General features: G+C 69.2%; 21 protein-coding genes and 1 pseudogene. 10 read left to right on the top strand and 12 right to left on the bottom strand.

The window, feature by feature from the left end; translation table 11 throughout:
* Positions 1-110 precede the first annotated feature (110 nt).
* Positions 111-1,208, bottom strand: coding sequence for a Gfo/Idh/MocA family oxidoreductase (locus HYZ11_07520; GenBank protein MBI3127437.1), 1,098 nt, complete (start codon positions 1,206-1,208; stop codon positions 111-113).
* 254 nt (positions 1,209-1,462) lie between these two features.
* Here HYZ11_07520 and HYZ11_07515 point away from each other — a divergent pair, with 254 nt between their 5' ends.
* From HYZ11_07515 to HYZ11_07490, 6 genes are all read left to right on the top strand, one after another.
* Positions 1,463-2,515, top strand: a complete 1,053-nt coding sequence (locus HYZ11_07515; protein MBI3127436.1) for an alcohol dehydrogenase catalytic domain-containing protein — start codon at positions 1,463-1,465, stop codon at positions 2,513-2,515.
* 302 nt (positions 2,516-2,817) lie between these two features.
* A complete protein-coding gene (locus HYZ11_07510) occupies positions 2,818-3,732 on the top strand; it encodes an NAD(P)-dependent oxidoreductase (protein ID MBI3127435.1) in 915 nt (304 codons plus the stop codon).
* Between the two features lie 170 nt (positions 3,733-3,902).
* Positions 3,903-6,740 (top strand): pyruvate dehydrogenase (acetyl-transferring), homodimeric type, encoded by a 2,838-nt coding sequence (aceE, locus tag HYZ11_07505; GenBank protein ID MBI3127434.1) that lies wholly within the window; start codon positions 3,903-3,905, stop codon positions 6,738-6,740.
* A 19-nt stretch (positions 6,741-6,759) separates the two neighbouring features.
* The gene (locus HYZ11_07500; protein MBI3127433.1) at positions 6,760-8,244 is read left to right on the top strand and encodes a 2-oxo acid dehydrogenase subunit E2; all 1,485 of its coding nucleotides are present in this window, start codon (positions 6,760-6,762) and stop codon (positions 8,242-8,244) included.
* Positions 8,245-8,419: 175 nt separating this feature from the next.
* Positions 8,420-8,695, top strand: coding sequence for a hypothetical protein (locus HYZ11_07495; protein MBI3127432.1), 276 nt, complete (start codon positions 8,420-8,422; stop codon positions 8,693-8,695).
* A 94-nt stretch (positions 8,696-8,789) separates the two neighbouring features.
* On the top strand, positions 8,790-9,140 hold the full coding sequence (locus HYZ11_07490) for a retropepsin-like domain-containing protein (protein MBI3127431.1): 351 nt from the start codon (positions 8,790-8,792) through the stop codon (positions 9,138-9,140).
* A 574-nt stretch (positions 9,141-9,714) separates the two neighbouring features.
* Here HYZ11_07490 and HYZ11_07485 read toward each other — a convergent pair.
* Positions 9,715-11,184, bottom strand: a complete 1,470-nt coding sequence (locus tag HYZ11_07485) for an NCS2 family permease (GenBank protein ID MBI3127430.1) — start codon at positions 11,182-11,184, stop codon at positions 9,715-9,717.
* Positions 11,185-11,706: 522 nt separating this feature from the next.
* Between HYZ11_07485 and HYZ11_07480 the strand changes: the two genes are divergently transcribed.
* Both HYZ11_07480 and HYZ11_07475 read left to right on the top strand, forming a co-directional pair.
* Positions 11,707-12,372 carry a DinB family protein gene (locus HYZ11_07480; GenBank protein ID MBI3127429.1) on the top strand — a complete coding sequence of 222 codons (666 nt, stop codon included), beginning with the start codon at positions 11,707-11,709 and terminating at the stop codon, positions 12,370-12,372.
* 216 nt (positions 12,373-12,588) lie between these two features.
* On the top strand, positions 12,589-13,860 hold the full coding sequence (locus HYZ11_07475; GenBank protein ID MBI3127428.1) for a M20 family metallo-hydrolase: 1,272 nt from the start codon (positions 12,589-12,591) through the stop codon (positions 13,858-13,860).
* Here HYZ11_07475 and HYZ11_07470 read toward each other — a convergent pair.
* The 6 genes from HYZ11_07470 to HYZ11_07445 all read right to left on the bottom strand — a co-directional run bounded on the left by HYZ11_07470 (position 13,857) and on the right by HYZ11_07445 (position 21,602).
* Positions 13,857-14,780, bottom strand: a complete 924-nt coding sequence (locus HYZ11_07470; GenBank protein MBI3127427.1) for a GGDEF domain-containing protein — start codon at positions 14,778-14,780, stop codon at positions 13,857-13,859. The genes HYZ11_07475 and HYZ11_07470 overlap by 4 nt on opposite strands.
* 327 nt (positions 14,781-15,107) lie before the next feature.
* Positions 15,108-18,584, bottom strand: a complete 3,477-nt coding sequence (locus HYZ11_07465; protein MBI3127426.1) for an AAA family ATPase — start codon at positions 18,582-18,584, stop codon at positions 15,108-15,110.
* Between the two features lie 92 nt (positions 18,585-18,676).
* Positions 18,677-19,318 carry a flagellar brake protein gene (locus HYZ11_07460; GenBank protein MBI3127425.1) on the bottom strand — a complete coding sequence of 214 codons (642 nt, stop codon included), beginning with the start codon at positions 19,316-19,318 and terminating at the stop codon, positions 18,677-18,679.
* Between the two features lie 118 nt (positions 19,319-19,436).
* Entirely contained in the window at positions 19,437-20,789 is a 1,353-nt protein-coding gene (locus HYZ11_07455; GenBank protein ID MBI3127424.1) for a phenylacetate--CoA ligase family protein, read from the bottom strand.
* 97 nt (positions 20,790-20,886) lie between these two features.
* Complete coding sequence (locus HYZ11_07450; GenBank protein ID MBI3127423.1) at positions 20,887-21,051, bottom strand: zinc ribbon domain-containing protein; 165 nt, start codon at positions 21,049-21,051, stop codon at positions 20,887-20,889.
* Between the two features lie 116 nt (positions 21,052-21,167).
* On the bottom strand, positions 21,168-21,602 hold the full coding sequence (locus tag HYZ11_07445; protein ID MBI3127422.1) for a RidA family protein: 435 nt from the start codon (positions 21,600-21,602) through the stop codon (positions 21,168-21,170).
* 247 nt (positions 21,603-21,849) lie between these two features.
* On the opposite strand from HYZ11_07445, the gene HYZ11_07440 reads away from it, so the two are divergent.
* Positions 21,850-22,995: a site-2 protease family protein gene (locus tag HYZ11_07440; GenBank protein ID MBI3127421.1), complete on the top strand. Its 1,146-nt coding sequence runs from the start codon at positions 21,850-21,852 to the stop codon at positions 22,993-22,995.
* A gap of 7 nt (positions 22,996-23,002) precedes the next feature.
* On the opposite strand, the gene HYZ11_07435 is transcribed toward HYZ11_07440, so the two are convergent.
* Positions 23,003-23,557 carry a 4Fe-4S binding protein gene (locus HYZ11_07435; GenBank protein ID MBI3127420.1) on the bottom strand — a complete coding sequence of 185 codons (555 nt, stop codon included), beginning with the start codon at positions 23,555-23,557 and terminating at the stop codon, positions 23,003-23,005.
* Between the two features lie 7 nt (positions 23,558-23,564).
* On the bottom strand, positions 23,565-24,041 hold the full coding sequence (locus HYZ11_07430) for a universal stress protein (GenBank protein MBI3127419.1): 477 nt from the start codon (positions 24,039-24,041) through the stop codon (positions 23,565-23,567).
* 218 nt (positions 24,042-24,259) lie between these two features.
* Between HYZ11_07430 and HYZ11_07425 the strand changes: the two are divergent.
* Positions 24,260-25,018, top strand: a pseudogene (locus HYZ11_07425) (DUF427 domain-containing protein).
* 18 nt (positions 25,019-25,036) lie between these two features.
* Here HYZ11_07425 and HYZ11_07420 read toward each other — a convergent pair.
* Positions 25,037-25,345, bottom strand: coding sequence for an XRE family transcriptional regulator (locus HYZ11_07420; protein ID MBI3127418.1), 309 nt, complete (start codon positions 25,343-25,345; stop codon positions 25,037-25,039).
* A complete protein-coding gene (locus tag HYZ11_07415) occupies positions 25,342-25,728 on the bottom strand; it encodes a type II toxin-antitoxin system RelE/ParE family toxin (protein MBI3127417.1) in 387 nt (128 codons plus the stop codon). The genes HYZ11_07420 and HYZ11_07415 overlap by 4 nt, the downstream gene beginning before the upstream one ends.
* Positions 25,729-26,283 lie beyond the last annotated feature (555 nt).

Raw genomic sequence — 26,283 nt, 5'->3', positions numbered from 1 at the left:
GCTGCCGGTGAAGAACCCTCCTTCTCCCTCTCCCTATGGGAGAGGGCCGGGGTGAGGGAAGAGCCGGAACGCCCGCCCCGGCCAGACGGCCGCGCTGCCTGGGCTCCACGCTAATCCCCCTCCTCCAACGGCAACTCCACCACCGACCCTCCCTCCCGGGCGCTCTTCTCCATGGCGAGGGTGACCTCCAGCACGTCGCGCGCCATCCGGGCGCCGCAGAGGGGCACCTCCCGCCCCGTCGCCACGCGCTCCAGGAAGAGCCGGGTCTCCTCCCGCATCGGGCCCACGAAGTCCCCGAGCGCCCAGTCCCCCGGCATGGCCGAGCCCAGGAAGGCCACCTCGGCCGAGGCGTCCGGCGCGTAGGGCGAGGGGAAGCGCTCGTTCCCCACCATCATCACGTCCTTGTGGGAGTCGTCGATGCGAATGGCCCCCTCGCTCCCGAAGAGGTCGAGGCTGATCGAGGCGACGGCGGCGGGCCACTTCTCGGGGAGGATCCAGGTGCCCCCGATGCTGGCCGCGGCGCCCCCCTCGAAGGTGACGATGCCCCAGCCGTAGTCCCCCATCTTGTCCGGGTGGTCCGGGAAGACCTCGCTCCCCGCCACCGCGCAGGCGCGCACCGGCCGGCGCGGCTCGAAGAACCAGAGCGCCATGTCGGCCATGTAGGTGATCTCGTCGGTGAAGGGGTTGGCGCGCGGGGCCCGGGCGTAGACCTGCCGGGCGACGGAGCGCGGGGTGTGGATGGTGAGCCGGCCCGCCAACACCTCGCCCAGGCGCCCCGCCGCGATGTGCTCCTTGACCGAGAGGAAGCGCCGCCTGAGCCGCTGGGTGTAGCCGACGAAGAGGTCGGCCCCGCCTTTCGCCTGGGCGGCGAGGATGCGGTCGGCCTCCGCCAGGGTGAGGGCGATGGGCTTCTCCACCAGCACCGCCTTGCCAAGTTCCAGCGCCAGGCAGACGGCCTCGGCGTGGTCCCCCTCGGGGGTGGAGACGATGACGGCGTCCACCTCGGGGTGCTCGATGACGGCGCGGTTGTCGGCGGTGTGGAAGGCCGCCTCGGCCTGCTGGGCCACGGCCCGGGCCCGGGCGGGATCGATGTCCGAGACGGCGAGGAAGCCCACCCGGGGCGAGCCCCCCGCCAGGTGCGCGCGCAGGGAGCCGATGCGGCCCGAGCCGATGACGCCTATGCCGATGCGCTCCTTGCCGAGGGCCACGCGATCCTCCGGTGGACGGGACGCGCGATCCTAACAGCGGCATCCGGCGGGGGCAAGGAGACGAGGGCCTCTCCGCTGGCGCGCGCGCGGGGTTCGCCCGTATAGTGGCCTGATCGACGATGCCTATGATTGCGAACGCCTGTGCGGGGGCGGTTCGCGAACCGCCCCTGCGGAAACGTCACCGGCACGGCGGGTCTGTAGGGGCGTTCAATGGAACGCCCCTACAAAAGACATCATCCGCGGAGAACGCCCCCATGCCCTCCTATTCCCTCGCCGCCGTGCTGCACGGGCCGGGCGACCTGAGGCTCGAGGAGCGCCCGGTCCCCGAGCCCGGCCCCGGCGAGGTGCTGGTCGAGGTGGGGGCCTGCGCCATCTGCGGGAGCGACCTGCACCTGCTGGACGGCCACTTCCCCCGCGCGAGGTTCCCCGTCGTGCCGGGCCACGAGATCATGGGCCGGGTGATCGCGCTCGGCCCGGGCGTGGAGGGCATCGAGATCGGCCTCCGCGCCTGCATCGAGAACCACGTGGCCTGCGGCGAGTGCGATTTCTGCCGGGGGGGGCGGGAGAACCTCTGCCGGCAGGCGCGCTCCATCGGCTTCAACGCGGACGGCGCCTACGCCCGGCACATGATCGCGCCGGCCCGGTGCGTCATCCCGCTCCCGGACGCGGTGGAGGACGCCGCGGGCTCGGTCATGCAGACCCTGGGGACGGGCTACCACGCGGCGGTGGCCCGCGCGCGCCTGGAGCCCGGGGAGACCTGCGTCATCCTGGGGATGGGGCCCGTCGGGCTCTGCGCCCTGGCCTCGGCCAAGCTGGCGGGAGCGCGCGTCCTCGCCCTGGACGCCCTGCCCGAGCGCCTCGCCGCGGCGCGGGCGATGGGGGCGGACGAGGCCGTGAACGTCCGGGAGGAGGACCCTTTGGAGGCGGCCGCGCGCTTCACGGGCGGGCTGGGGGCGGACGCGGTGATCGAGGCCGTGGGGGGGAGCCAGAAGGAGACGGTGCGCCAGGCGGTCAAGATGGCGCGCCGGGGGGGCCGGGCGGTGGTGGTGGGCCACTTCGCCGGGGCGGAGGAGGTGCCGCTCCCCGTGGTCGAGCTCCAGGACCAGGAGAAGGACGTCCTCGGGAGCCGGGGCCACCCCAACACCTTCCGCGCCTGCATCGCGCACGCGGCGGCGGGCCGCCTCGACGTGCGGCCCATGATCACCCACGTCCTCCCGCTCCGGGAGGTGGAGCGCGGGCTCAAGATGATGCGCGAGCGCATCGGCGGCGCCATCAAGGTGGTGCTGGCGCCGAGGATGGACCGTTGAGGCGAACGAGGTCGAATCCGTAGGGGCAGGCCCCTGTGCCTGCCCCGGCAAGGGCGGCCACGGGGGGCCGCCCCTACGGAAACGCCACCGGCTGGGCAGATCTGTAGGGGCGGCCGGCCGGCCGCCCCTACGGACGCAGGCGCCGAATCCCCCCTCTCCCTTTGGGAGAGGGTTGGGATGAGGGGGAATCCACCGGCGGCTCGGCCCTCACCCTGCCCTCTCCCAAAGGGAGAGGGAGAATCACTCCAACCTGCAGTGAGGGTTCAAGCGATCCTTTCATCCTTCATCATCCGGGGGGCGTCATGGCGAAGCGCGAGACAATCGGCATGGTCGGCCTGGGCCTGATGGGCCGGGCCTTCTCGGGGAGCCTCCTGGCGGACGGCCACGCGGTGGTGGGGACGGACCCTTCCCCCGCCGCGCGCGCCAAGTTCAAGAAGATGGGGGGCATCGCCACCGATTCCCCGAGGGAAGTGGCCGAGGCGGCCTCGACCGTCTTCATCTCGGTGCCGAACTCCAAGATCGCCCTCGCCTGCCTGGAGGGGAAGGACGGCCTCCTCGCGGCGCGGAGGCTCCCCCGGCTCATCCTCGACACCACGACGGCCGACCCCGAGGATGCCAAGCGCATGGAGGCCCTCTGCAAGAGGAAGGGCGTGCCCTTCCTCGAGGCCCGGGTGAGCGGGAGCAGCGCCATGGTGGCGCAGCGGCAGGGCCTCTTCGTCGCGGGGGGGGACGCCAAGACCTACCGCCTGGCCAAGCCCCTGCTCGGGCGCCTGCTCTCGGACCAGGTGCACACCGGAGCGGTGGGCACGGCTTCGGTCATCAAGATCATCATCAACTACCTGGCGAGCATGGAGCGCTGCGCCATCGCGGAGTCGCTCCGGCTGGGGGAGCGCTGCGGCATCGGCGGCCATCTCCTCCTCGACGCCATCACGCGCAGCGCCTCGGACAGCCGCCAGGTGCGGAACCGGGGCCCCCGGATGCTGGCCCGCCGCTTCACCCGCCCGGCGAGCACGATGGCCGTCATCACCAAGGACATCCGCCTGGGCCTGCTCCTGGCCGCCCGCACCCGCTCCGAGGCGCCGGTCGGCAAGGCGAGCCTGCCGCTTTTCGAGGAGGCGGAGCGCTCGGGCTACGGGCCCCTCGACAGCGGCGCGGTCTTCCGGGTGTACCTGGACCGCGAGAAGCGGCGGAAGGCGGCGCGGCGCGCCCGCAAGTGAAAACCGGAGCGCCAATTCGGAAACTTCCCGCGCGCGGGGGGAGGATTATTTCGCCTGGAAGGTTTACAATGAGAGCAAGAGACTGAAAGGGTGGAGAGACGCCCGGCAAGGCCTTTTCTGCCCGCCCCGGCCCCAGGGGCCGGCCCCGCCGGCAGCGTAGGAGATACGCCATGAACGACGACCGGACCAAGGCCGAAGAGCGGACGGAGAAAGCCCGGGAGGAGAAAGGGCAGGAGTCCCCCGGCGCCCCGGACGGCCCGGCCTTCCGCACCGGGAGCGACGGGCGCAACGGCGGCGCCCTGCAGGCCGGGCAGGCCGCGCCCGCGGCCTCCCCGGAGGACGAGGACGAGTACGTCGACCAGGTCGAGTCCCAGGAGTGGATGGAGTCGCTCGACTACGTCCTCAAGACGCGCGGCCCCGAGCGGGTGAAGGAGATCCTCCGGGAGCTCCAGATCTACGCCCACCGCCACGGCGTGGTGCTGCCCTTCTCGGCCAACACGCCCTACATCAACACCATCCCGCGGGAGAAGCAGCCGCCCTTCCCGGGCGACCGCCAGCTCGAACGCCGCATCAAGAGCCTGGTGCGGTGGAACGCCATGGCCATGGTGGTGCGGGCCAACCGCCAGGACAGCTCCATCGGCGGCCACATCTCCACCTACGCCTCGGCGGCCACGCTGTACGAGGTCGCGTTCAACCACTTCCTCCGGGGCAAGGACCATCCCGGCGGGGGCGACCACGTGTACTTCCAGGGGCACTCCACCCCGGGCATCTACGCCCGCGCCTTCCTGGAGGGGCGGCTCACCGAGACGCAGATGAACAACTTCCGCCGCGAGCTCAGGCCCGAGGGCGGCCTCTCCTCCTACCCCCACCCCTGGCTCATGCCGGACTTCTGGGAGTTCCCCACCGTCTCGATGGGCCTCGCGCCCCTCATGGCGATCTACCAGGCGCGCTTCAACCGCTACCTGGAGGACCGGGGCCTCAAGGACACCTCGGACCAGAAGGTCTGGGCCTTCCTCGGGGACGGCGAGATGGACGAGCCCGAGTCGCTCGGCGCCATCACCCTCCCGGCGCGGGAGAAGCTCGACAACCTCGTCTTCGTCATCAACTGCAACCTCCAGCGGCTCGACGGCCCAGTGCGCGGCAACGGCAAGATCATCCAGGAGCTCGAGGCCGCCTTCCGGGGGGCCGGCTGGAACGTCGTCAAGGTCATCTGGGGCGACGACTGGGATCCCCTCCTCGAGATGGACGTGGACGGGGTGCTCATCAAGCGCATGGACGAGACCATCGACGGCCAGTACCAGAAGTACAGCGTCGAGAAGGTGCGGGAGGGCTCCTACCTGCGCGACCACTTCTTCGCGGGCGACCCCAGGCTCGAGGAGATGGCGAAATCCATCCCGGACTACAAGCTCAACCGCATGCGGCGCGGCGGCCACGACCCCGAGAAGGTCTACGCGGCCTACAAGGCGGCGGTCGAGCACAAGGGCGCGCCCACCGTCATCCTCGCCAAGACGGTCAAGGGCTACGGCCTGGGCGAGGTGGGCGAGGGCAAGAACATCACCCACCAGCAGAAGAAGATGAACGAGGAGGAGCTCGCCCTCTTCCGCACGCGCTTCGGCATCCCCATCTCGGACCAGGAGGTGTCCCAGGCGCCCCTCTACCGGCCCCCGGACACGAGCCCCGAGATCCGCTACATGCTCGAGCGCCGCAAGGCGCTGGGCGGCTTCGTGCCCTGCCGCCGCATCACCGCCTCCCCCCTCAAGGCCCCCACGGGAGAGATCTTCGAGGAGTTCCGGCGCGGCACCGAGGACCGAGAGGTCTCCACCACCATGGTCTTCGTGCGCATCCTCTCGAAGCTGCTGCGCGACAAGGAGCTGGGCAGGCTCGTCGTGCCCATCGTGCCGGACGAGGCCCGCACCTTCGGGATGGAGGCCCTCTTCCGCCAGATCGGCATCTACTCCCACCAGGGGCAGAACTACGAGCCCGTGGACCGCGACAGCCTCCTCTACTACAAGGAGGCGAAGGACGGGCAGATCCTCGAGGAGGGCATCACGGAGGCGGGCTCCATGGCCTCCTTCATCGCCGCGGGCACGGCCTACGCCACCCACGGGGTGAACACCATCCCCTTCTTCATCTACTACTCGATGTTCGGCTTCCAGCGCATCGGCGACCTCATGTGGGCGGCGGCCGACATGCGGGCGCGCGGCTTCCTCGTGGGGGGCACGGCGGGCCGCACCACGCTCGCGGGCGAGGGCCTCCAGCACCAGGACGGCAACAGCCACCTCCTCGCCTACCCGGTGCCCACCCTCGCGGCCTACGACCCCGCCTTCGCCTTCGAGCTGGCGGTCATCATCGAGGACGGCATCCGGCGGATGTACGAGGCGGGCGACAACGTCTTCTACTACCTCACCGCCTACAACGAGAGCTATTCGATGCCCGCCATGCCCGAGGGCGCCCGGGAGGGCATCCTGAAGGGCATGTACCTGTTCAAGCCCTCGGGCATGAAGGGCTCGGCCCTGCGGGTGCAGCTCCTGGGGAGCGGCACCATCCTGAACGAGGCCCTCAAGGCCCAGGCGCTCCTCGAGGAGAAGTACGCGGTGGCGGCCGACGTGTGGAGCGTCACGAGCTACAAGGAGCTCCGCCGCGACGCCCTCGAGGCCGAGCGCTGGAACCTCATGAACCCCGGCAAGGCCCCCAGGGTGCCCTACGTCACCCAGTGCCTCTCCAGGTCCCCCGGCGCCGTGGTGGCCGCCTCGGACTTCATGAAGGCGCTGCCCGACTCCGTCGCCAAGTGGATCCCCCGGCCCCTCGTCTCGCTGGGGACCGAGGGCTTCGGCCGCAGCGAGTCGCGCGGGTCGCTGCGCGACTTCTTCGAGATCGACCGCCGCTACATCGCCATGGCCGCCCTGCACAGCCTCGCCCGCGACAAGCAGGTCCACGCGGACCTCGTGAAGCGCGCCGCCAAGGACCTCGACATCGACCTCCAGAAGCGCAATCCCATGACCTCATGACCCGGGGAAGGCCCGCTCCATGGAAAACCAGTTCAAGCTCCCCGAGCTAGGGGAAAACGTCAAAGCCGGCAAGGTCGTCAGCGTCCTCGTCTCGGTGGGCGACACCATCGAGGAGGAGCAGCCCGTCATCGAGGTGGAGACCGACAAGGCCCTCATCGAGGTGCCCTCCACCGTGAAGGGCAAGGTGAAGGCCATCCACATCAAGCCGGGCGACGAGGCCGGGGTGGGCCAGCCCATCCTCACCGTCGAGGCCGGGGACGGCGCCCCAGAGGCCAAGAAGGAGGAGGCCAAGGAAGAGAAGAAGGAGCCTCCCCGGGCGGAGAAGAAGGAAGCCGAGCCCCCCCAGGCAGGGAAAGCCGAGAAGAAACCCGAGGAAGCCAAGGCCCTCCCCAAGGAGAAAGAGAAGGAGCCCGAGCGCAAGGCCGAGGCGGCCCAGGAGCCCCCCCCGAAGGAGGCCAAGGAACCCCCCGCGGCCGAGAGGGCCATCCAAAAGCCCGGGCGCAAGGACAACGGCGCCCCGGCCCGCCCCGCGGTGCCCGCGATGGAGGAGGAGCGGCGCGAGGAAACCCCGCCCTCGGCCCGCCCCCGCATCCAGGCGGGGCCCGTGCCCGCCGCCCCCTCGGTGCGCCGCCTCGCCCGCGAGGTGGGCGTGGACCTCGAGGAGGTGCCCGGCACCGGCCCCGGCGGCCGCATCTCGGCCGAGGACGTGAAGCGCTACGCCCGCCAGGTGCGCCCCGTCAGCGCCCCGGCCGGCCCGCCCGCCGCCGCCGTCCAGCCCCCTCTCCCGGACTTCTCCAAGTGGGGCCCGGTCGACATCGCCCAGATGGACGGCATCCGCCAGGCCACCTCGCGCAACGTGAGCCGCTCCTGGAGCGTGGTGCCCCACGTCACCCAGTACGACAAGGCCGACGTGACCGAGCTCGAGGACCTGCGCAAGAAGTACGCCCCCAAGACCGAGGCCGTGGGCGGCAAGCTCACCGTCACCGCCGTGCTGCTCAAGGTGGCCGCGGCCGCCCTCAAGGCCTTCCCCAAGTTCAACGCCAGCATCGACGCCGCCTCGGGCGAGATCGTCTACAAGAAGTACGTCCACATCGGCGTCGCCGTGGACACCGAGCGCGGCCTCCTCGTCCCCGTCATCCGCGACGTGGACAAGAAGAACATCCTCCAGCTCTCCCGCGAGCTCGCCAGCGCCGCCCAGAAGGCGCGCGACCGCAAGCTCACCCTCGACGAGATGCAGGGCGGCTGCTTCACCATCACCAACCTGGGCGGCATCGGGGGCACCAAGTTCAGCCCCATCGTGAACTGGCCCGAGGTGGCCATCCTGGGGGTGGCGCGCTCCGCGACCGAGGCCGTCTGGATCGACGGGGGCTTCAAGCCCCGCCTCACCCTCCCCCTCGCCCTCTCCTACGACCACCGCCTCATCGACGGCGCCGACGGCGCCCGCTTCCTCCGCTGGATCTGCGAGGCCTTGGAAGAACCGTTCCTGCTGTCGCTGGAGGGGTAGGGGAGTGGAAACAATTTGGTGCTATACCCTCACAGCGCATAAAGGTAGTTCCCATTTTGGCCGATAAGCATTAATAGACAAAGCCAGCCTTTCCGGCCTATATTGCGACTGGGATGGCATGGCTCTTGCTGTGGTTGCGCCTAGCCATTGGGCCATCCCACTGGGAGGGCAAAGTATGCCTGCACTCGAAAGAGAGCGTGCATTTCTAGAATCCCATCGCGAGGAACTTCTGAAACAATACGGCGGGAAGTTTCTGGCGATCCGGGGAGAGGAAGTCCTTGGGGCATTCGACACCATCGAAGATGCTCTGAGGGGTACATTCTCTGTTCACGGATTGGATAATGTCCTTATCAGACGGCCATCGGAGGCGCAGATTGAATTTTCAGCGCCCGCCCTAACCCTGGGGATTCTTCATGCCGATCCTGAACATGCAGCTGGGGGCGTAGGCTAAGGATGCGACGGGTAAGATCACAAACTTACCTCCCCAAGTCGCTCTCATGTTGCGGGGACCCATTCTTCAGGTAACCATAACCATAGAAGAAAACGTGGGGAAGGGGCTGCTGGCCCAAGGGAAACCTGTTCCCACGCCCGTGTCGGGCGTAGCCCTGATAGATACGGGGGCTACCAATACTTGCATTGATGATCAGGCCGCTCAGAGTTTGGGTCTTCCGGTAATTGACGTTGCGCGGATGACCTCTGCAACGCATGCAAATCAGCAGTGCAACATCTATCCGGTCCAGATTAATATGCCGCCCAACCTTACCATCAATGCTCCACGTGCAATGGGCGCGGGACTGGCAGCACAAGGACTTCTTGTTCTCTTGGGACGAGACGTTCTCCAAGCGTGCAATCTCTTTTACAATGGCCCTCTGGGACAGTTCACACTGTCCATATAATAGCGCTACGCTCCGCCCCATTTTTTCATCGAGGCAAGTAATTCACCCACCTCTCGGATACTTGATCCGGTCGTACCCCCCGGGGCCAGCTCGATGAGGTCGAAGGGGTTGCCGAAGGGGTCCACGAGGTTCGCCATCCGCCCCCACACGCGACTCTGAAGCTCCCGCCCCTGGGCGGCCCCCTCTCTCCACATTTCTTCCCGAGCATGAACCTGCGCGAAAATGGCGGAAATTGCGGCTGCGGCCTTTCTCCCGCCGGGGATTAGATTGCCTTCCGGGCGCGATCTGGCGCGTCCCGGGGATTGGCGAGCCAGATCTGTAGGGGCGACCGGCCGGTCGCCCCACCGTAGCCCGGAGGCATCGGGTGGCTGCCGGGCTGCCGTCGCGGATATTGAGGGATATTGAGGGATAAAGGATGGATAAAGCCCCCCCGGCGCGGTCCGACCACCCTCCTCCCCCGCCCCCCGGCGCGGCCTGCGTCTGTAGGGGCGGGCCTGAGACCCGCCCCTACAAAAAGAAGCGCAGCCGATCCGCCTTCCGGCATTTCCGGCGTTTTCCAGGGAATTACGGGGAATTACGACGGCTTCCTTTCCCTGCCCCTCCCCGCCAGGAGAAAAACCGCCGCCATGGCGAGGTAGCCGAGCGCCGGGCCCGGGGCCCGGCCCCAGCCGAAGGGGCTCACGGGCCCGCCGGGGGTGAGGGCGTAGGCGTGGATGACCCCGAACCAGCTCAGGACCGCCCCGGCCAGGGCCCAGCCCGCGGCCCGGCGGCGCTCCCCGTCGATCAAGGCGGCGGCCAGGGCGGCCAGGATCATGGAGGAGAAGAGGAAGCCGCGCTCGAGGGCGATCATGCCCGGGAGGTGCATCCCCGCAGCGGCGAAGGCGGCCTCCCCCGCCTTCTGGAGATCGCTCCCGGTGGCGCGGAGCGCCCCCTGCACCATCAGGAGCCCCCAGGCGGCCACCGAGGGCACGAAGCCCAGCGCCACGGCGGGGGCGTGGCGGCTTGGGACCGCCTCGAAGGCCTGGGCCACCATGACGAGACCGATCCAGAGGAGGATGGCGATCACGGCCTCCTCGGGCACGAGCCGGGCCAGGGCGGCCAGGGAGCCGGTCAGGACGAGCAAGGTGATGGCCAGGCCGTTCAGCGCGCTGTAGGCCGAGCGCGCGCCCAGGGCCTTCCAGCCCGGGTGGCCGATGTAGAGGGTGGTCGGGAAGCAGCTCCCCAGGAGGGCCGCCGCGAGGGAGCCCGCCCCGTTCACGGCGAGGGAGCTCCGCGTCGGGTAGCGGTCCCCGGCCGCCTCGGCGCTCTCGAGGTTCATCAGGCTCCCGACGAGGGTCATCAGCCCCATGGGGAGGGAGACGGCGAGGTGGCCCCAGGCCAGGGGGCCGGTCAGGGCCGAGAAGAGGGGCCCCAGCCAGAGCCCGGGCATCGCGAGCCCGGCCGGGGCCGGGACCTCCGGGAGGCCGTACACGAGGGCGGAGAGGAGGGTCCCCGCCGCCACGGCCACCAGCCCCCCGGGGAGCCCTCCCGGGAAGCGGGCGCCCCCGAAGTAGTGGAGGAGGATGACCCCGAGCGGCAGCATGGCCACGAGGGGCTTCTCCCAGATGCGGAAGGCGAAGTCCATCGAGATGAAGGTCAGGGCGATCCCGGCCAGGGCCGAGAGCAGCGCCGCGCGCGGGGTCACCCGCCGCACCCAGCCCCCGGCCAGGGAGCCCGCCGTCTCGATGACCCCGCTGATGAAGCAGGCGGCGAGCCCGGCGCGCCAGGCGGCCTCGGGGTCCCCGGTCTGGAGCTTCACCGGGAGCATGATGAAGAAGACGAAGGCGAAGAGGCTCACCGTGTTGATGCCGTAGGGGAGCGCGCAGGCGTCCTCTCTCCTCTCGCGCAGCGCCAGCCGCCGGGCCTGCCAGGCGTAGAAGAGGTTGCCGAGGAGGATGCTGAGCGCCGCGCCGGGCAGCACCCGGCCGAAGACGAGGGCGTCCGGGAAGCCCAAGACGCCCTTCAAGAGCGAGGCGATCAGGAGGAGCTGGACGAGGTTGTCCATCCACAGGCCGAAGAAGCCGTCGATGTCGCCCTTGGCGATCCAGGGCGGGCGCGCGGGCACGGGGCCTGGGCTCCGCGGGCGGGGGAGTTCCCCGAATATAGGCGAGAACCCGCCGGCGGGGAAGCGGGAAGATGAGTCAGGTGCATGAGCCAAGCGGCTCTCATGGCTCCCCGTTGGCACCTCCCTCACCCCGGCCCTCTCCCATAGGGAGAGGGAGGTGCGGTCCCCGCTCATCTGGAGCCGAATCCTTGTCGCCACGGCGCCCCTCTCCCCTTGGGAGAGGGGATGGGGGTGAGGGAATGAAGGGCGCGATTGCTCGAAAGTCCACCCATCCACTGGAGGCAAACCCACCCGGCGCCCGGGTGACAACGCGGAGAGGATCGGCTAAACCGAAGGGACAGACGCTCATCCCACCGCCGCCACGGGAGGCCCGCCATGGAGCCCGTCAAGGTCTACACCCGCCACGGCTGATACACCTGCGCGTGCACGAGGGAGTTCCTCTCGTCGAACGGGGTGCCGGTCGTGAACCGCGACTGCTCGAACGACCCCGAGGCCCAGGCGGAGCTTAGGGCGATAGGCATCAAGGCCCTGCCCGTCTCGGTGCGGGGGGACAAGGTGGTGGTGGGCTTCAACATCGAGGAGCTGAAGGCCGCCTTCGGGATCGGGGAGTCCAAGCGGGGCCCCCTCCCGGCGGAGCGGATGCTCGCCCTCTACCGGCTCGTGTTCGAGGCGGTGCGGCGGGCGGTGCGCCAGATCCCCCAGGAGAAGCTCGACTGGGTGTCGCCCGGGCGCAAGCGCACCCTGCGCCAGCTCACCTGGCACATCTTCGAGCGCCCCGCGCTGTGCATCGAGGCGGAGGAGACGGGCCGCTACACCGAGGAGATGGTGCGCCGCTACGAGACCGTGGCGGAGGGCTACCGGACGGCGGAGGAGATCTGCGCCTACGGGGACATGATGGAGGCCAGGCTGGAGGACTACCTGGGCCGCACCCCTGAGAGGCTCGCCCGGCGGGTCGAGAGCTACATGGGCCCGATCACGGTGCATCTCCTGATGGAGATGGCCCTGGGCCACGCGGTGCAGCACCTGCGCCAGACCTACCACTACTTTGGCCTCTTGGGGATCGCGCCCGACCGCCCGCTCCGCCCCGGGGACTACGCCGAGGTCTCGGTGCCGGAGGATTTGTTCTAAGGGGGATCCGGCCGCGGAGTGCTTCCGAGGAGGATTCGCTTTCCCCCCTCCCTCCGGGAGGGGGCAGGGGGAGGGAATCCCGCCGGTGGTCTTCCCCCACCCCAACCCTCCCCCGGAGGGGGAGGGAGAATCGTCCGGCCGGAATGGGCGCACGATGTTCGGCCCGCGCCCCGAACGCCCGTTCAGACTTCATTCCTACCCTCCCCAGGAGACCCCATGGCCGCCTCATCCCCCCTCCGGGCGAACCGCGCCCGGATGCAGCGCGAGTTCGACGCCCAGGCCCGGATCGGGCGCTTCGGCGAGACGGGCCTCGTCCGCATCGCCCTCACCCCCGAGTACAACCGCGCGCGGGACCTGGTGCGCCGCTGGATGGAGGAGGCGGGGCTCAGGACGCGGGTGGACGCGGTGGGCAACCTCATCGGCCGCAGGGAGGGCCGGGCGAAAGGCCTCCCGGCCGTCATGGCGGGCTCGCATCTCGACAGCCAGAACCCGGGCGGGCGCTTCGACGGCCCGGCGGGCGTGCTGGCCGCGCTCGAGGCGGTGCGGCGCATCGCGGAGACGGGCGCGCCCCACGATCACCCGCTCGAGGTGGTGGCCTTCGTGGGGGAGGAGTCGGCCGGCGGGATGACGGTCTTCGGGAGCAGCGTGATGACGGGGGTGGTGGGGCCCAGGGAGATGAGGCGGGCCGTGCACCCTCCCACGGGCAAATCCATGTACGAGGCGGTGGCGGCCTCGGGCGGGAACCCGGCGCGCGCCGCCTCGTGCGTGCTGCCCAAGAAGGCGCTCAAGGCCTTCATCGAGCTCCACATCGAGCAGGGGCCCGTCCTCGAGGCGGAGAGGGCGCCCATCGGGGTGGTGGACCGGGTGGTGGGCTACACGCGCGGGAAGGCGATTTTCGAGGGCGTGACGGCCCACTCGGGGGGCCAGCCCATGCCCTACCGCCGGGACGCCGCGATGGCGGCGGCGGACTTCATGGTGGAGATGGAGCGCGCGGTGCGCCGGATGCCGGAGAGCCAGCGGGTGACCCTCACCTTCGGCGAGGTGGACGTGCGGCCGGGGTGGATCTCCATCGTCCCGGGGGAGGCGGCGCTCACCTTCGACCTCCGCGCCCGCGGGATGCCCGCCCTCAAGCGGATGATCGGGCGGATGCGCCGGGAACTCGCGCGCATCCGGCGGGAGCGCAAGGTGCCGGGGCGGCTCGCCGAGGTGTCCATCCTCCCGCCCTGCCCCACCTCGCCCGCCGTGCGCCGCGCCATCGCCCGCGCGGCGGAGGAGACGGGGAGCCGCTGGATCAGCCTGGCCAGCGGGGGCGTCCACGACGCCTGCCGCATGGCCCGGGTGTGCCCCATGGGGATGATCTTCATCCCCTCGGTGAAGGGGCTCTCGCACACGCCGGAGGAGTTCACGCACTTCCGGCACCTCGTCCGGGGGGCGGAGGTGCTGGCGGCGGCGATGCTGAGGCTGGCGGACCGGCGGGCGAAGGCCTAGGCGCGGCTGCGGGCGCGCTTCTTGGCGTACTTGTTCTGGTACATCCGCTCGTCGGCGTTCTCGATGAGCTGCTCCACCGAGGCGGGCGAGGCCGGATTGAAGTGGGCGAGGCCGAGGCTGAAGGAGATGCGCCGGTCGGGCCGCTTGCGGGCGTTGTGGGCCTGGAGGTTCTTGTCGAGACGCTCGATGATCTTCTGCGAGCTGCGCTGCTTGGCCTCGATGGCGAGGACGGCGAACTCGTCCCCGCCGTAGCGGCTGAGGATGTCGGGCTGGCGGAAGGTCTTCCGCAGGACGTTCGCGACCTCGATGAGGCACTGATCGCCCTCGATGTGGCCGTGGGTGTCATTGATGCTCTTGAGGCCGTCCAGGTCGACGAAGAGGAAGGTCATGTCCCGCTTGGTGCGCTGGGCGAGGCTGAGCTGGCGCTGGGCGGCGTCGAAGAAGCCGCGGCGGTTGAGCAGGCCGGTGAGGGGATCGACGTCCGACAGGGCGCGGAGCTGCTCCCGCATGCGCACGCTGCCGGTGACGTCGCGGAGGCTCACCACATAGAACTTCTCGCCGCCCCAGGCGGCCTCCTCCGTCAGGATCTCGGCCACCTTGAAGTCGGAGCCGGAGCTCGAGATCGTCACCTCCTGGGAGCGCAGGCTGTCCACCGGGAAGGAGAAGGGCTGGCCAATCAGGTCCGCCGCGGATCTCTGGAGGAGCCGCTCGGCGGCGGGATTCATGTAGCGGACGAACCCGCGCTGATCGACGGCCATGAGGGCGTCGGGGCAGCAGCCGACGAGGATGGAGAACAGCTCGCCCGGCGGGGCCTCGGCCAAGGACGCGAGGCGCCGCGCCTTGGCCGGCACGCTCCCCCGCCCCGGCTTCTTGCGGGGCTTGATCTTCTTTGGGTTGGGCCTTTGCAGAGGCGTCTTCACGGATGCGGAACCGTCCCTTCACCGTTGGATTCGGACCGATAATAGCAGAGCTTTTCAGCCGCCGGGCGCCCGCGCTTCACGCGCAATGGAAAAAAACCTTCCGCCCCGCGCGGGTTCCCCCCGCCTGCTGGAAATTTCCAGCAATTGAAATGCCACCGGCTGGGCATCCTGTGTCCATGGCCACCAATTCCATAAGAATTGGCAAAAAGGGCCAAGAAGCAACGAATGTCTCATATTGAGATAGATTTATAGCCTGAAATAGCCCCCCTATCAATGGGAATCGAACTCCGGGAGGCGAAAATCCCCATCTTCCGGCCGGCGGGGGCGTCAAGGAACCCGGTGCGGGGCGTCATCGGACCCCAATGAGGCGGCGCCCTGCCCCTCCCCGGCCGGGCCCCCGGGCGCGGCCTCCGCATCCTGGGCTCCCGCCGACCTCAGGAAAGCCCGGGCCTCCCGTTCCATCCGCCGGGCGCGCCCGGCTTCGCCCATTTCCTCCAGCGCGGCCGCCAGCCGGAGCCTTCCCCGCATCGCGGCGGGCCTGAAACCCGACCGATCGAGCTCCTCGAGCGCCCCCGCGTATTCCTCCGCCCGGGCCCGGAGCTCCCCGGGCGGGGCCGCCTCGCACCGGATGCGCGCCTCCAGCTCCCGGGCCAGAAGCCGGGCCGATTCCTCTCCCGCGCTCCGCGCCGCCTCCCGGGCCTCATGCAGGGCGGCGAACGCATCCTCCCGCCGCCCGAGCCGCCATAGGCCCTCGGCCCGGACGATGTGGTTCATGCTGATCAGAAGATGCTGGCCGATCCGCTGCCGCTCCCGGGTGGCCTCCTCCACCAGCCGGAGCCCCTCCTCCACCTGCCCGAGATGGATCTTCGCCCGGCCCAGCCACACGGCGATGGCCGCCCGGGCGAAGGGGAACTTGAACTTCGCGAACTCGTCCAGGAGGGCCGACATCGAGGCCTCGGACTCGCGCCATCTTCCCTGGGCCGCCAGGAGAGAATTCTCGAAAAAGCGCACGAGCCCCATCAGGTGAATCGTGGAAGCGGCCCCCCGCGCGCGCGCGAAGCATTCCCCGGCCCGCCCCGCCTCTCCCATCAGAGCGTGCGTCGCACCCAGCGTCGCCAGCGCCTCGACATAGACGTGGATGAGCTCCAGGCTCTGCCTCTCCCGGTCCCCGAGGCGCTCCTCGTATATCCGGATGGCCTCCTCGCTCTCCTCGACCGACTGCCGGTTCCGGGCCATGAGGCGGTAGGCCGACGCCAGGGCGGCGCGGCCCCTGAACTTGGGCTCCCAGGCCCCGGCCCGCTCCGCCGTCGCGATGGCCCGGGACGCCGCCTCGACCACGGCGGGCTGGTTCCCCTGGCGGAACCGGAGGGTGCACAGGTGGATGTCGGCCATCGCGAGCTGGGTCAGGTCCCCCGCCCACCCGGCCATCTCCCGCATCTCGGAGAGGAGCGTCTCGACCCGCTCCTCGCCCGTCCCCAGGGCGAGCAGGGCCAGCGCGAGCGCGCCCCGGACCCGGATGCGCTCGGCGAGGATGGGCTCCGTCTCCTTCTCCTCCAGCGTCTCCATGAAGATGAGCCCCTGCTCCAGCCGGGAGGCGGCCAGGGGGAAGGCGAGGAAGGCGTACGCGCGCCGGCCCGCGCGGATGAGGTAGTGCGCCGCCTTCCCCAGGTTCTCGCTGCGCTGGAAGTGGGAGGCGAGCCGGTCGAGGTTCTCCTCCACGGCCGCGGGCCCCTGCGCCTCAATGGCGATTCCCGCCTTTTCGTGCAGGAGCGCGCGCTGGCCCCAGAGCATCTCCCGGTAAGCCATCTCCTGGAACATGCGGTTCGAGAAGCGCCATTCCCCCCGCGTGCCGCCTTCGCTCGCGTAGATGATCTCCATTTCCTGGAGATCGGCGAGGCGCGCCTCCAGGTCCGGCGCGTCCTCCAGGACCCTGGCCAGCAGCTCGCTGTCGAACCGCGGGCCGATGACGGCAGCCGCCTGGAGGAGTTCCCGCAGGTGGCGGGGCAGGGCGTCGAGCCGGGCCAGCAGCACGTCCTGGATGGTGCGGGGGAAGGATATGGCGTCCCCGGCCGCCGCCAGGCGCATCTGGCCGTTCCCGCTCACGATGGCGCCCGAGTCCCGCATGCCCCGCACCAGTTCCTCGATGAAGAAGGGGTTCCCCTGCGCCCGGGAGAGCACCACCTCCAGCAGCTCGGGCGAGGCGGGCTGCCCGAGGATCTCCCGGCACATGTCCTCCCCCGCCTGGGGGGATAGGGGCCCGAGCGCGATCTGATGAAAGTTCCGCCGGGAGGCCCAGGGGTTCTCGAAGCCGGGGCGGTGGATCGGGATGAACAGGATGCGCTCGGCCGAGAGCCGGGACGCCAGCAGATCGAGGAACTCGACGGAGGAGGACTCCGCGTCGCGCATGTTGTCCACCGCGAGGACGACGGGCCGCTCCCGGGCCTCCCGGATGAACAGGCCGAGGACGGCCTCGAGCCCCCGGTGCACGTCCGCCGCTCCGGCCCCCTCGCCGCCGTCCCGCCGGAGGATCAGCTGGATGGGGGGGATGTCGCCGGCGCCGGGCAGGAGCTGGGAGGCGCGCGTCAGGATCACGTCCTGCCAGAAGCCGTCCTCCCCGCCCGGGTTGATGGGGCAGTACACCGCCACGGCCTGGGCGTAGGCCTTGAGGATCCGGCGAAGGAGCGAGAGCGGCGCATAGCGGTCGTAGTGGGTGGCGCTGGCGGCCAGGCAGAGCGGCGGCTCGGCCTCCCCCCGCTTGAGCGCCTCCTTCAGCTCGTACACGATCCGGCTCTTTCCGATGCCCGCCTCGCCGGTGATCGCGACGATCTGGCCCCGGCCCTCGCGCACCTCCCCGTAGAGGTGGAGCAGGGCGTCCAGGGCCTCCTCTCGCTCGCGCAGGCGGGTGAGGCCCCGCAGCGCGGCGGCCTCGATGCGCGTGCTCACCTTCCCCCGGCCCAGGACGCGGTACACCCGGATGGGCTTGGACTTGCCCTTGAAGAGCCGCTCTCCCCGGTCCTCGAAGCGGAACCACTCGCGCGTGAGCCGGAACAGGCTCTCGCTGACGTGGATCTCCCCCGGCGCCGCGTCGGCCTGGAGCCGGGCGGCCACGTTGGTGGTGTCCCCCATGGCGGTGTAGTCCATCCGGAGATCGTCGCCGATCGATCCGACCACCACTTCCCCGGCGTTGAGGCCGATGCGCACCTGGAAACGGATGCCGCGCTCCGCCTCCAGCTGGGACGCGAACTCCTTGAAGCGCTCCTGGATGTGGACCGCCGCGCGGATGCTGTCCCGGGGGGCGCCCTCCAGGGCGCGGGGAGCGCCGAAGAGGGCCATCACGCCGTCGCCGGTGTACTGGTTGACCGTCCCCCCGAACCGGTGCACCTCGGCGGTCAGGATCTCGAAGCCCCCGTTCATGATGCGGTGGACCTCTTCGGGATCGATTTCCTCCGAGAGCCGGGTGAAGCCGCTGACGTCCGCGAACAGGACGACGACCTCCTTTCGCTCCCCCCGGATGTCCCCGCCGGGGCCCACCACGGCCCGAAGGTGCCGGGGCGTGTAGGCGAGCCGTATCCCCTCAATCTCTCCCTTGGGCGGGGCCTGGAGTTTCCCCGGCTTGGCCGCCGGGGCCGGGCCGGCCCCGGCATTGGGCCCCGGCAGGGCCGCGCCACAGCGGTCGCAGAAGGCGGCATCGCGCAGGCTGGGCGAACCGCAGGCCGGGCACGCCGCCCCCAGCGCCGCCCCGCAATGGCGGCAGTAGAGCGCCTCCGGGCGGTTCTCCCCGCCGCACCGGGAACACGTCAGCATGGCGTTATCCATAAGGGCCAAATGGCGGATCGGCTCGGCGCAGGAAGGCGGGAAGGGCACGTCCCGCGGGATGGAAGAGGAATCTTCTTCGCCTATTCCGTGTTGGGCTGCAGGATCTTGCTGGCCAGGAGAAGGAAGTCGAACACGGACGCCGCATTCGGATCGCCCTCGTCGAAATGCAGCTCGACCGCGCCCTCCCCGTCGAGAGGGGAATCGGAAGGCACCGTTCCCTTGAGGTCCTTCACCGGGACGCCGTTCGGCAGCTCGAAGCTGAGGAAGACGCAGGCGGTCCCCTTCACATCCTCTTCCTTGGGGAGGGAGACGATGCAGCCGCCGGTGCTGATGTTGTGGACGATTCCTTCCACCTGCCTGGCTCCGGCGGGCGGGACCGGCGCGTCGGCCGGCGACAGCGCCATGGCCGCCTTCGCCTCGATGTCCACCCACAGGCCCTGCCGCGCCGTCACCTCCTGGATGTCCCGCGGGTACCTGAGAAAGAGGTAATTGAAAGGCTGGGTCATCACGTGCAGGACGTGGGACTTGAAAGCGTAAGTCCTGCCCTCCACCGTCCCCCGGCAGACGACCGCCGCGTCCTTGGGAAGCAGGGCCAGCTCCCCCTGGACGAACGGGTGCTCGATGATGACGAACATCCCCTCGCTCCAGCCGATCACGCGGGAGTTGAGCTTCCGCTTATCGAGATAGCCGATGATCTGGATGGGAGATCCGACGGGAAACACGTGAACCCTCACAGGCCGGCAGCCGCCCTCCATAAACCGCAATAAACCCGTATAATTATATCCAGCGAGGCGAAAAAAGGACAATCCCTTCTTTTCGCGCCGAGCCGATATTGACTCCCTATTGGTCCCGCTCGTCCACCAGGCGGCGGACCTTCACGCTCTTGAGCGGGTCGTGGACTTCCCCGGGGGCCGCGAATTCCACCCGCGGCCTCACCATCACCGCCCGCTGGATCCGGACGGGCATCTCGGCGGCGAGACGGGGGTGGTCCGCTTCCTGGGCCTCCAGGCGGAGGACCATCTCGTCCAGCGAGTCGGAGTCCCCCGGCCGTTCCTTCCGGATGAGGAGCTGATACTCCCGGACCGCCCGGTCCGCCGAAACCACGTCAAAAACGATGCCGGGGTTGATGAGCACTCCGCGGACCTTCACCAGGTCCCCCGTCCGCCGGGGCGCCCGGACGATGCGCTCCCCCAGCCGCCCGCAGTGGGGGCAGGGCTCCATCTTGAGGGCGATGAGATCCCCGATGAGGTAGCGGAGGAAAACCGTCCCCCGCCGGTGGAGATGCGTGACGGCCAGGCAGCCCTCCTCCCCCTCGGGCACCTGCTTCCCGGTTTCGGGGTCCACCACCTCGAGGTAGTAGAGCTCCGGCACCACGTTGTGGGGGGCGGCCTCGTTCCGGCACTGCACCAGCCCTCCCTGCATCTCGGTGGCGGAGTAGCGGGACCTCACCTGGGGGTCCCCGGCCCCGAAGTGCCGGAGGTGGTCCATGTACTCCTCCCGGAGGCTGGGGCTCACCGCCTCCCCCGCCGCCACCACCATCCGCGCCCCCGGCAAGGGCACCTCCTTCTCCCGGGCCCGCTGAAGGACGCGCCGCACGAAGCTGGGGATGCCCCATAGGATGGTGGCCCGGGCGGCGCCGATCACGTCCACCGCCTCGTCCAGCCCCCGCCGGACCGGGTACTCGGGGTGGGGCGTCCCCGTCAGGGTGCTCACGATGGGAAGGCCCATGATCTCCGCCGTGCGGACGCAGCACAGGAACGCGCCGAGCGGCATGGGGGAGAGCGGGTAGAGGTTGGCGAAGATGTCCCCCCGGCGCACGCCCTCGGTTTCGCTGCAGGCCCGGGCCTGGAGCATGATGTGGTACTGGTCGTGGGTCGTGTTGTAGAAGGGGGAGGGCCGGCCGCTCGTGGTGCCGGTGGTATAGGCCACGTTCCAGAGGGTGCGCTCCTCGAGGGAGAGCTCCGGCGCCGCCGCCGGGTCGAGCATGAAATCCCCCGGGGCCGCCATGTAGTCGGATTTGTGCGTGAGGGGGAGCCGCGCGAGGTCATCGAGCGTCCGGATGCCGTCCGGAGGTATTCCGGCCTCGGCGAAGCGCCGGCGGTAGAAGGGATGGGCCCGGGCGCAGAGGGAGGCGGTGCGGCGCAGGCGATCCTCCCGCGCCCGCTGGAGCTCCTCGGCGGATTGAATCTGCATTCGGACCGCCACCTGTCTCATAAGGCCGGATTTTCCGCCGGAAGGGTTTCGGCCATCGGATGATCCAATCCGGCGTTCTTCTCCCCGGCCCGGACGCTCAGCTCTTTTTCGAGGTCTGGACCTGGACGGAAGAGATGCGGCGGTCGAGCTTCTTGGACCCGCACTTCGGGCACTTGAAGGCCTTCCGCTCGTAGTCCGAGACGTTGAGCATCAGGGTGACGTTCTTGCTGCATTTTCCGCATCTGAAGTCGTAGGCTGGCATCCTCGGGTTCCTCCCCCTTACCGAACGACCACTGGCGTCATCGCCGAGAAAGGGGCCGACGGTCATTTAAGGTGGAACAAATCGCCGGGAGCGTCAATCGCCGCATCCGGCGGCCCTCACGCGTTCCGCAGCCGCCCCAGCGGGATGACCGCCTCCCCCTCGATCTCGACCAGGAAATCCGGGTCCGCCAGGCGCGTGACGCCCAGGAGGGTGCTGGGCGGCGGCGGAGAGCCGAAATATTCGGCGCGCACGCCGGCGCAGCGGAAGTATTCCGGAACGTCCACGGTGTAGGTAACCGTGCGCACCAGGTCCTTGAAGTCGGCCCCGGCGTGCCGCAAGGCCCTGCCGATGTTCTCGCACACCTGGCGGATCTGGGCCGTCATGTCGCCCTTGCCGACCACTTGGCCGTCCTCCCGGGCCGACACCTGCCCGGCCAGGATGAGCCTGGCGCCCTCCGCCGACTTGATCACCGTCAGGGTGGAGTACAGGGGACGGCCGTCGATCATCCGGCGGAAAACGCCCGGGGGGGAAACGTGGACGATCTCGGGCACGGGAGGCCCTCCTCTCGGGATGGCGGATTCGAGGGGCTTGGCTTTTCCCTACCTTAGCACAATCCATTTGCCCGGGCGCGGCGGGCGCCTGCGTCCCCAAGGAGAGGAATGGGCCCGAGGCGAAGAAAAAGGGCGGGCGAGCGGAGCCTGGCGGCGGCGAAGGTGTACCTCGCGGCCATCCTGGATTTCCGCGGCAAACGGGCCTAAATTGGAAGTGGACATCGCTCGCCGCCTCGGGGGGTCCGCGATGCACGCGACGGCGGCGGATCGGCAGACCGCGCAAGGCTTTTCCCTGGCACGCATCGCCGGGATCGATATCCGGCTCGACTACTCCTGGTTCATCATCCTCGCGCTTCTCATCTGGAGCCTCTCGGCGGGGTACTTCCCCGCCTACCTGCCTGGCGAGAGCGGGTGGACCTACCTCGCGGCCGGCACCCTGGCCGCGCTTCTTTTCTTCGCCTCCCTCCTCGCCCACGAGCTCGCCCACTCCCTCGTGGCCATGCGGGCGGGAATCCGCATCTCCTCCATCACCCTCTTCGTCTTCGGCGGGATGGCCCGGCTGTCCGAGGACGTGGCCGACCCGAAGACGGAGATCCGCGTGGCGATTGCGGGCCCCATCGCCAGCTTCCTCCTGGCCGCCGGCTTCTGGCTCCTGCGAGGATTCTCCGCCGGCGCAGGCTTCGCCCCCGGGGCGGCCATCTTCGGCTACCTCGCCTGGATCAACGTGGTCCTGGCCGCCTTCAACCTGTTCCCCGGGTTTCCGCTGGACGGCGGGCGCGTCCTCCGCGCCGTCCTCTGGTGGAGGACCGGCGACGTCGTCCGCGCCACGAAATGGGCGTCGGACATGGGCAAGGGCTTCGCGGCCGCCCTCATGATCCTGGGCGTGTTCGAATTCGCCCTCGGGAACTTCCTGGGCGGGCTGTGGCTCCTCTTCATCGGCATGTTCCTGCAGAACATGGCCGCGCAGGGCTACCTGCAGATCCTCCTGCGGCGGTCCCTGGAGGGGGTGCGGGTCGAGGAGGTGATGATCCGGGAGCCCGTCACGGTGCCGCCGCAGGCGTCCCTGGAGGAGGTGGCCGAGGAATATTTCCTGCATCACGGCTTCCGGGGCTTCCCCGTCGCGGACGACGGCAGGGTGCTGGGCGTGATCTCCATCCAGCAGGTGATCCAGGTGCCGCGCGAGGAGCGGTCCCGCCGAAGGGCGGTGGACGCCATGGTGCCGTTGAGCGAGCGGATGGTGATCGAGCCCGGCGCGCCGCTGCTGGACGCCGTGCCCCGGATGAACGAGGCGGAGGCCGGCCGGCTGATCGTCATCCGGAACGGGACGATGGAAGGGATGATCACGAAGACCGGCCTCGTCCGCTTCCTGGAGCTCAAGCAGCTCCTGACATAGCGGAGCCTCAGTCCGCCGGCGCGGACCTCTCGCGCAGCATGCGCTCCGCGACTTCCTTGTAGGCGGGAAAATACCATCCGGCCGGGTGGCGCCGCAGATCATCCGAGACCCGGACTCCGAACTCCTCCTCGAAGGAATCCGTCGGCACCATGTAGATCGCGTTGTAGCCCGCGTTCGCGGAGTCGCACGCCTTCGCGCAGAGCTCGCAGCCGATGCACTCCTCGTACCGGATCATGATCGTCCGCGTCGGGGAATGGTCGTCGGGGTAGATCGGGGCGGGCGTGTGCTCGATGCAGTCCACCGGGCAGAACGGGATGCAGTTCTCGCACCCGGTGCAGGACTCGTTGACCCAGGCCATGAGGCGGGGGCGGCGCTTCTTGGCCGTCCTCGCCGGGGAGTCCGGCAGCCATTCGCCCCCCAGGTATTTCGCGTGCCACTCCAGGGCGGCCTCCTCGACCGGCTTGAGCTCCTCCGGGCCGTAGAGCTTCCGCCACATCCGGGTCCCCGGGACCTGCATGAAGACGTCGCGCGCGATCAGTTTCGTCTCCAATGGATTGGCCATGTCCTCCTCACTTCCTGCGCGGCACGACCAGGGTGGGGCGGTCGGTGGTGCGGATCACGCGCTCGGCCACGCTCCCCATGAACAGCCGGGACATCCCCTGCCGCCCGTGGGTGGACATCACGATCAGATCGTAGTTCCCCTTCCGGGCCACCTCGAGGATGGTGTCGGGGGGCTCGCCCCAGGCCAGCTCGGTGCGCGCTCCCTTCGCCTCCGGCACGCTCTCCTTCAGCTCCTCCATGGTCCTCGTGGCCCCCTCGGCGATCTCCTCCTTCACCTTGAGCCAGTCCACCCCGGCGGCGGGGACGCCCTCCATCCCCGCGCCCGCGTAGGCCGCGGCCGTGAGGGGGTCCTCCATGACGTGCAGGATCGAGACTTCCCCGCCGTGCGCTTTCGCCTCGGTCAGCGCCAGCGACAGGGCCTCGCGGCTGTAATCGGAGAAATCCACGGGGACGAGGATCTTCTTGGGGCCGGTGGTCTTGGCCATGATGATTGCCTCCAGCGAGAAAGGCAGCGGCGAACCGGAGCGGCGGGCGGGAATTTCCGGGGAGCGGGAATTTTCGGGGAAAGCGGCGGGTTAAAGCCAACGGCCGAGGAAAAGATACCACCGCGCGCGGGGGGAGTAAAACCGCCATCGCGGGCGCCCTTGGACGGCGCCGCGGTTTCGGCGAAAATGCCCTCCCCATTCACCAGGAGGACCAGCCCATGTCCGTCGGACCCTTCGCCCCCGGCGCCAGCCTCCACATCGAGGACAGCCCCCGCCGCGTCCGCGTCATGTTCGCGGGCGAAACCGTCGCCGACAGCCGGCGCGTCAAGCTCATGCTCGAGCGCGGCCTGAGCCCGGTCTACTACTTCCCCCGCGCCGACGTGCGCATGGAGCGCCTCGTCCGCACCGCTCACTCCACCCACTGACCCCATAAGGGAGACGCGTCCTACTGGACGCTCGCGGCCGCGGGACGGACCGCCGAGAACGCCGTCTGGAGCTATGAGCAGCCGCGGGAGGAGGCTCTGCCCGTGGGCAGCCACCTCGCCTTCTACTGGGACCGGGTGGACGCCTGGCTCGAGGAAGAGGAGGAAATCTTCGTCCATCCCCGCAACCCCTACGTCCGGGTGGACGTCCTTCCGAGCACGCGCCGGGTGAAGGTCGCGCTCGGCGGCACCGTGCTGGCCGAGACCGCCCGGCCGCGCCTTCTCTTCGAGACGGGCCTCCCCCCGCGCTGCTACATCCCCCGCGAGGACGTGCGGATGGAGCTCCTCACCCCCAGCCCCGCCCGCACCCGCTGCCCCTACAAGGGGCTCGCCTCCTACTGGAGCGCTGACATCGGCGGCCGGCGCGCCGAGGACATCGCCTGGAGCTACGAGGAGCCCCTGCCCGAGTGCCCCAAGATCCGCGGCCTCCTCTGCTTCTATCCCAAGCGGGTGGACAGCCTGACGGTGGACGGGGAGGAGACGGGGGGGAGGTGAGGGGCCCAGCGGCCGGAATTAGGCCGAGGCCCGCTTGCTCTTCACGTCGATGGACACTTGGGCCTTTCCGTCCAGGGCGATGGCCGCCTTGACGAGGGTGGAAAGGGTCAGGGACTTGTGCGTGGGGTCCAGGAGCCGGTCCACGACGGGGCGGCTCGTCCTCATCCGCTGTGCCATCTCGGCCTTCGAGATTCGCTTCTTTTCCATTGCCTGCTTTATCTGCCAGGCAATCACCCGCTTGATGGCGATGGTCTCGGTCTCTTCGAGGATTCCCTCCTCCGCGAGGAAGCCCTCGAAGGAGGAGCCAATGTGGGTTTTCTTGCTCATGCCTTGTCTCCCAGCCGCTTTCGCAGCTTCGCCAATTCGCTTTCTATTTCTTGTTTCCGGCTCCGGGCGAGATCGATGGCGGCCTTTGGCGTCTCCTGGGTCTTCTTAATGATTCCATGCAGGAGATACATCGTGTCCCCGGCCACAAAGAAGTAGACCTGCGCAATCACATCATCTAAATGCGTCCTGGCCTCCCAGATCCCATGCGCCAGGGGCCGGCAGGTGGGATAGCCGACCGGCCAGCCGAATTGAATGGTGGAAATGTCTTCCCCGATTCGTTTTTTGTCCTTTTTCGGAAAAGACTTCAGCCATTCCCGGACGGGTTCATTGCCCCGGGCAGTCCTGTAGAACCTCGCCTGCAATTTGGGCGGCTCCGCGTCCACTCAGAGAGTGTATCTTTTTTGATGCACGAAGGCAACACCAAATGCCAAGCAAAAGCGAAATGCGAAAAACCAAAGACAACCCAAGGGCAAAGGCCGCCGGGCGACACTGCCCCCCAAAATTCTTCCTCCTGCCACGCACGTGCACGAAAATGGACGAAATTGCTGTAAGTGGCTTTTCCCCTCCATGCCCTATATTGGCACCCGGCGGACCGTCTTTGGGGCGGCTTGCGCCCGGTCTTTCTTGCGTTGGGGACGTGGGAAGGGGGGCGTACCGGGGAGTTGCCGTTCGTTCCGCATAATACCTCCTATTTCGGGAAGGCATGGCGGTGGGCCGTTCAACGATATTCAACGATAAAAAACGCGATTCACCCTTTTTGCCCCTGGGGGGCGGGACGGCGCGGGGGATCGCGGCCAAGGCCCGAAAGGCTGGCGGGGCGGCGCGGGGGTTCAGGGCTTTTCAGGGATATTCAGGGGTTTTCAGGGATATTCAGGCTTATTCCGGCATTTTTTTACGCGCGCGCGAGGGGGATGGCAGGGGCGGGCGGCGAAAATCGG

It is taken from the genome of Candidatus Tectomicrobia bacterium (assembly GCA_016192135.1).
Lineage (GTDB): Bacteria > UBA8248 > UBA8248 > UBA8248 > UBA8248 > 2-12-FULL-69-37.
This window is presented reverse-complemented; position numbering and strand designations above follow the sequence as displayed.

Bases quoted from the DNA above. Each gene is read 5' to 3' on its own strand.
- HYZ11_07515 (MBI3127436.1), top strand. From the start codon at position 1,463: ATGCCCTCCTATTCCCTCGCCGCCGTGCTGCACGGGCCGGGCGACCTG.
- HYZ11_07510 (MBI3127435.1), top strand. From the start codon at position 2,818: ATGGCGAAGCGCGAGACAATCGGCATGGTCGGCCTGGGCCTGATGGGC.
- HYZ11_07435 (MBI3127420.1), bottom strand. From the start codon at position 23,557: ATGGCCAATCCATTGGAGACGAAACTGATCGCGCGCGACGTCTTCATG.
- HYZ11_07475 (MBI3127428.1), top strand. From the start codon at position 12,589: ATGGCCGCCTCATCCCCCCTCCGGGCGAACCGCGCCCGGATGCAGCGC.
- HYZ11_07495 (MBI3127432.1), top strand. From the start codon at position 8,420: ATGCCTGCACTCGAAAGAGAGCGTGCATTTCTAGAATCCCATCGCGAG.
- aceE (MBI3127434.1), top strand. From the start codon at position 3,903: ATGAACGACGACCGGACCAAGGCCGAAGAGCGGACGGAGAAAGCCCGG.
- HYZ11_07500 (MBI3127433.1), top strand. From the start codon at position 6,760: ATGGAAAACCAGTTCAAGCTCCCCGAGCTAGGGGAAAACGTCAAAGCC.
- HYZ11_07440 (MBI3127421.1), top strand. From the start codon at position 21,850: ATGCACGCGACGGCGGCGGATCGGCAGACCGCGCAAGGCTTTTCCCTG.
- HYZ11_07455 (MBI3127424.1), bottom strand. From the start codon at position 20,789: ATGCAGATTCAATCCGCCGAGGAGCTCCAGCGGGCGCGGGAGGATCGC.
- HYZ11_07420 (MBI3127418.1), bottom strand. From the start codon at position 25,345: ATGAGCAAGAAAACCCACATTGGCTCCTCCTTCGAGGGCTTCCTCGCG.
- HYZ11_07465 (MBI3127426.1), bottom strand. From the start codon at position 18,584: ATGCTGACGTGTTCCCGGTGCGGCGGGGAGAACCGCCCGGAGGCGCTC.
- HYZ11_07450 (MBI3127423.1), bottom strand. From the start codon at position 21,051: ATGCCAGCCTACGACTTCAGATGCGGAAAATGCAGCAAGAACGTCACC.
- HYZ11_07485 (MBI3127430.1), bottom strand. From the start codon at position 11,184: ATGGACAACCTCGTCCAGCTCCTCCTGATCGCCTCGCTCTTGAAGGGC.
- HYZ11_07430 (MBI3127419.1), bottom strand. From the start codon at position 24,041: ATGGCCAAGACCACCGGCCCCAAGAAGATCCTCGTCCCCGTGGATTTC.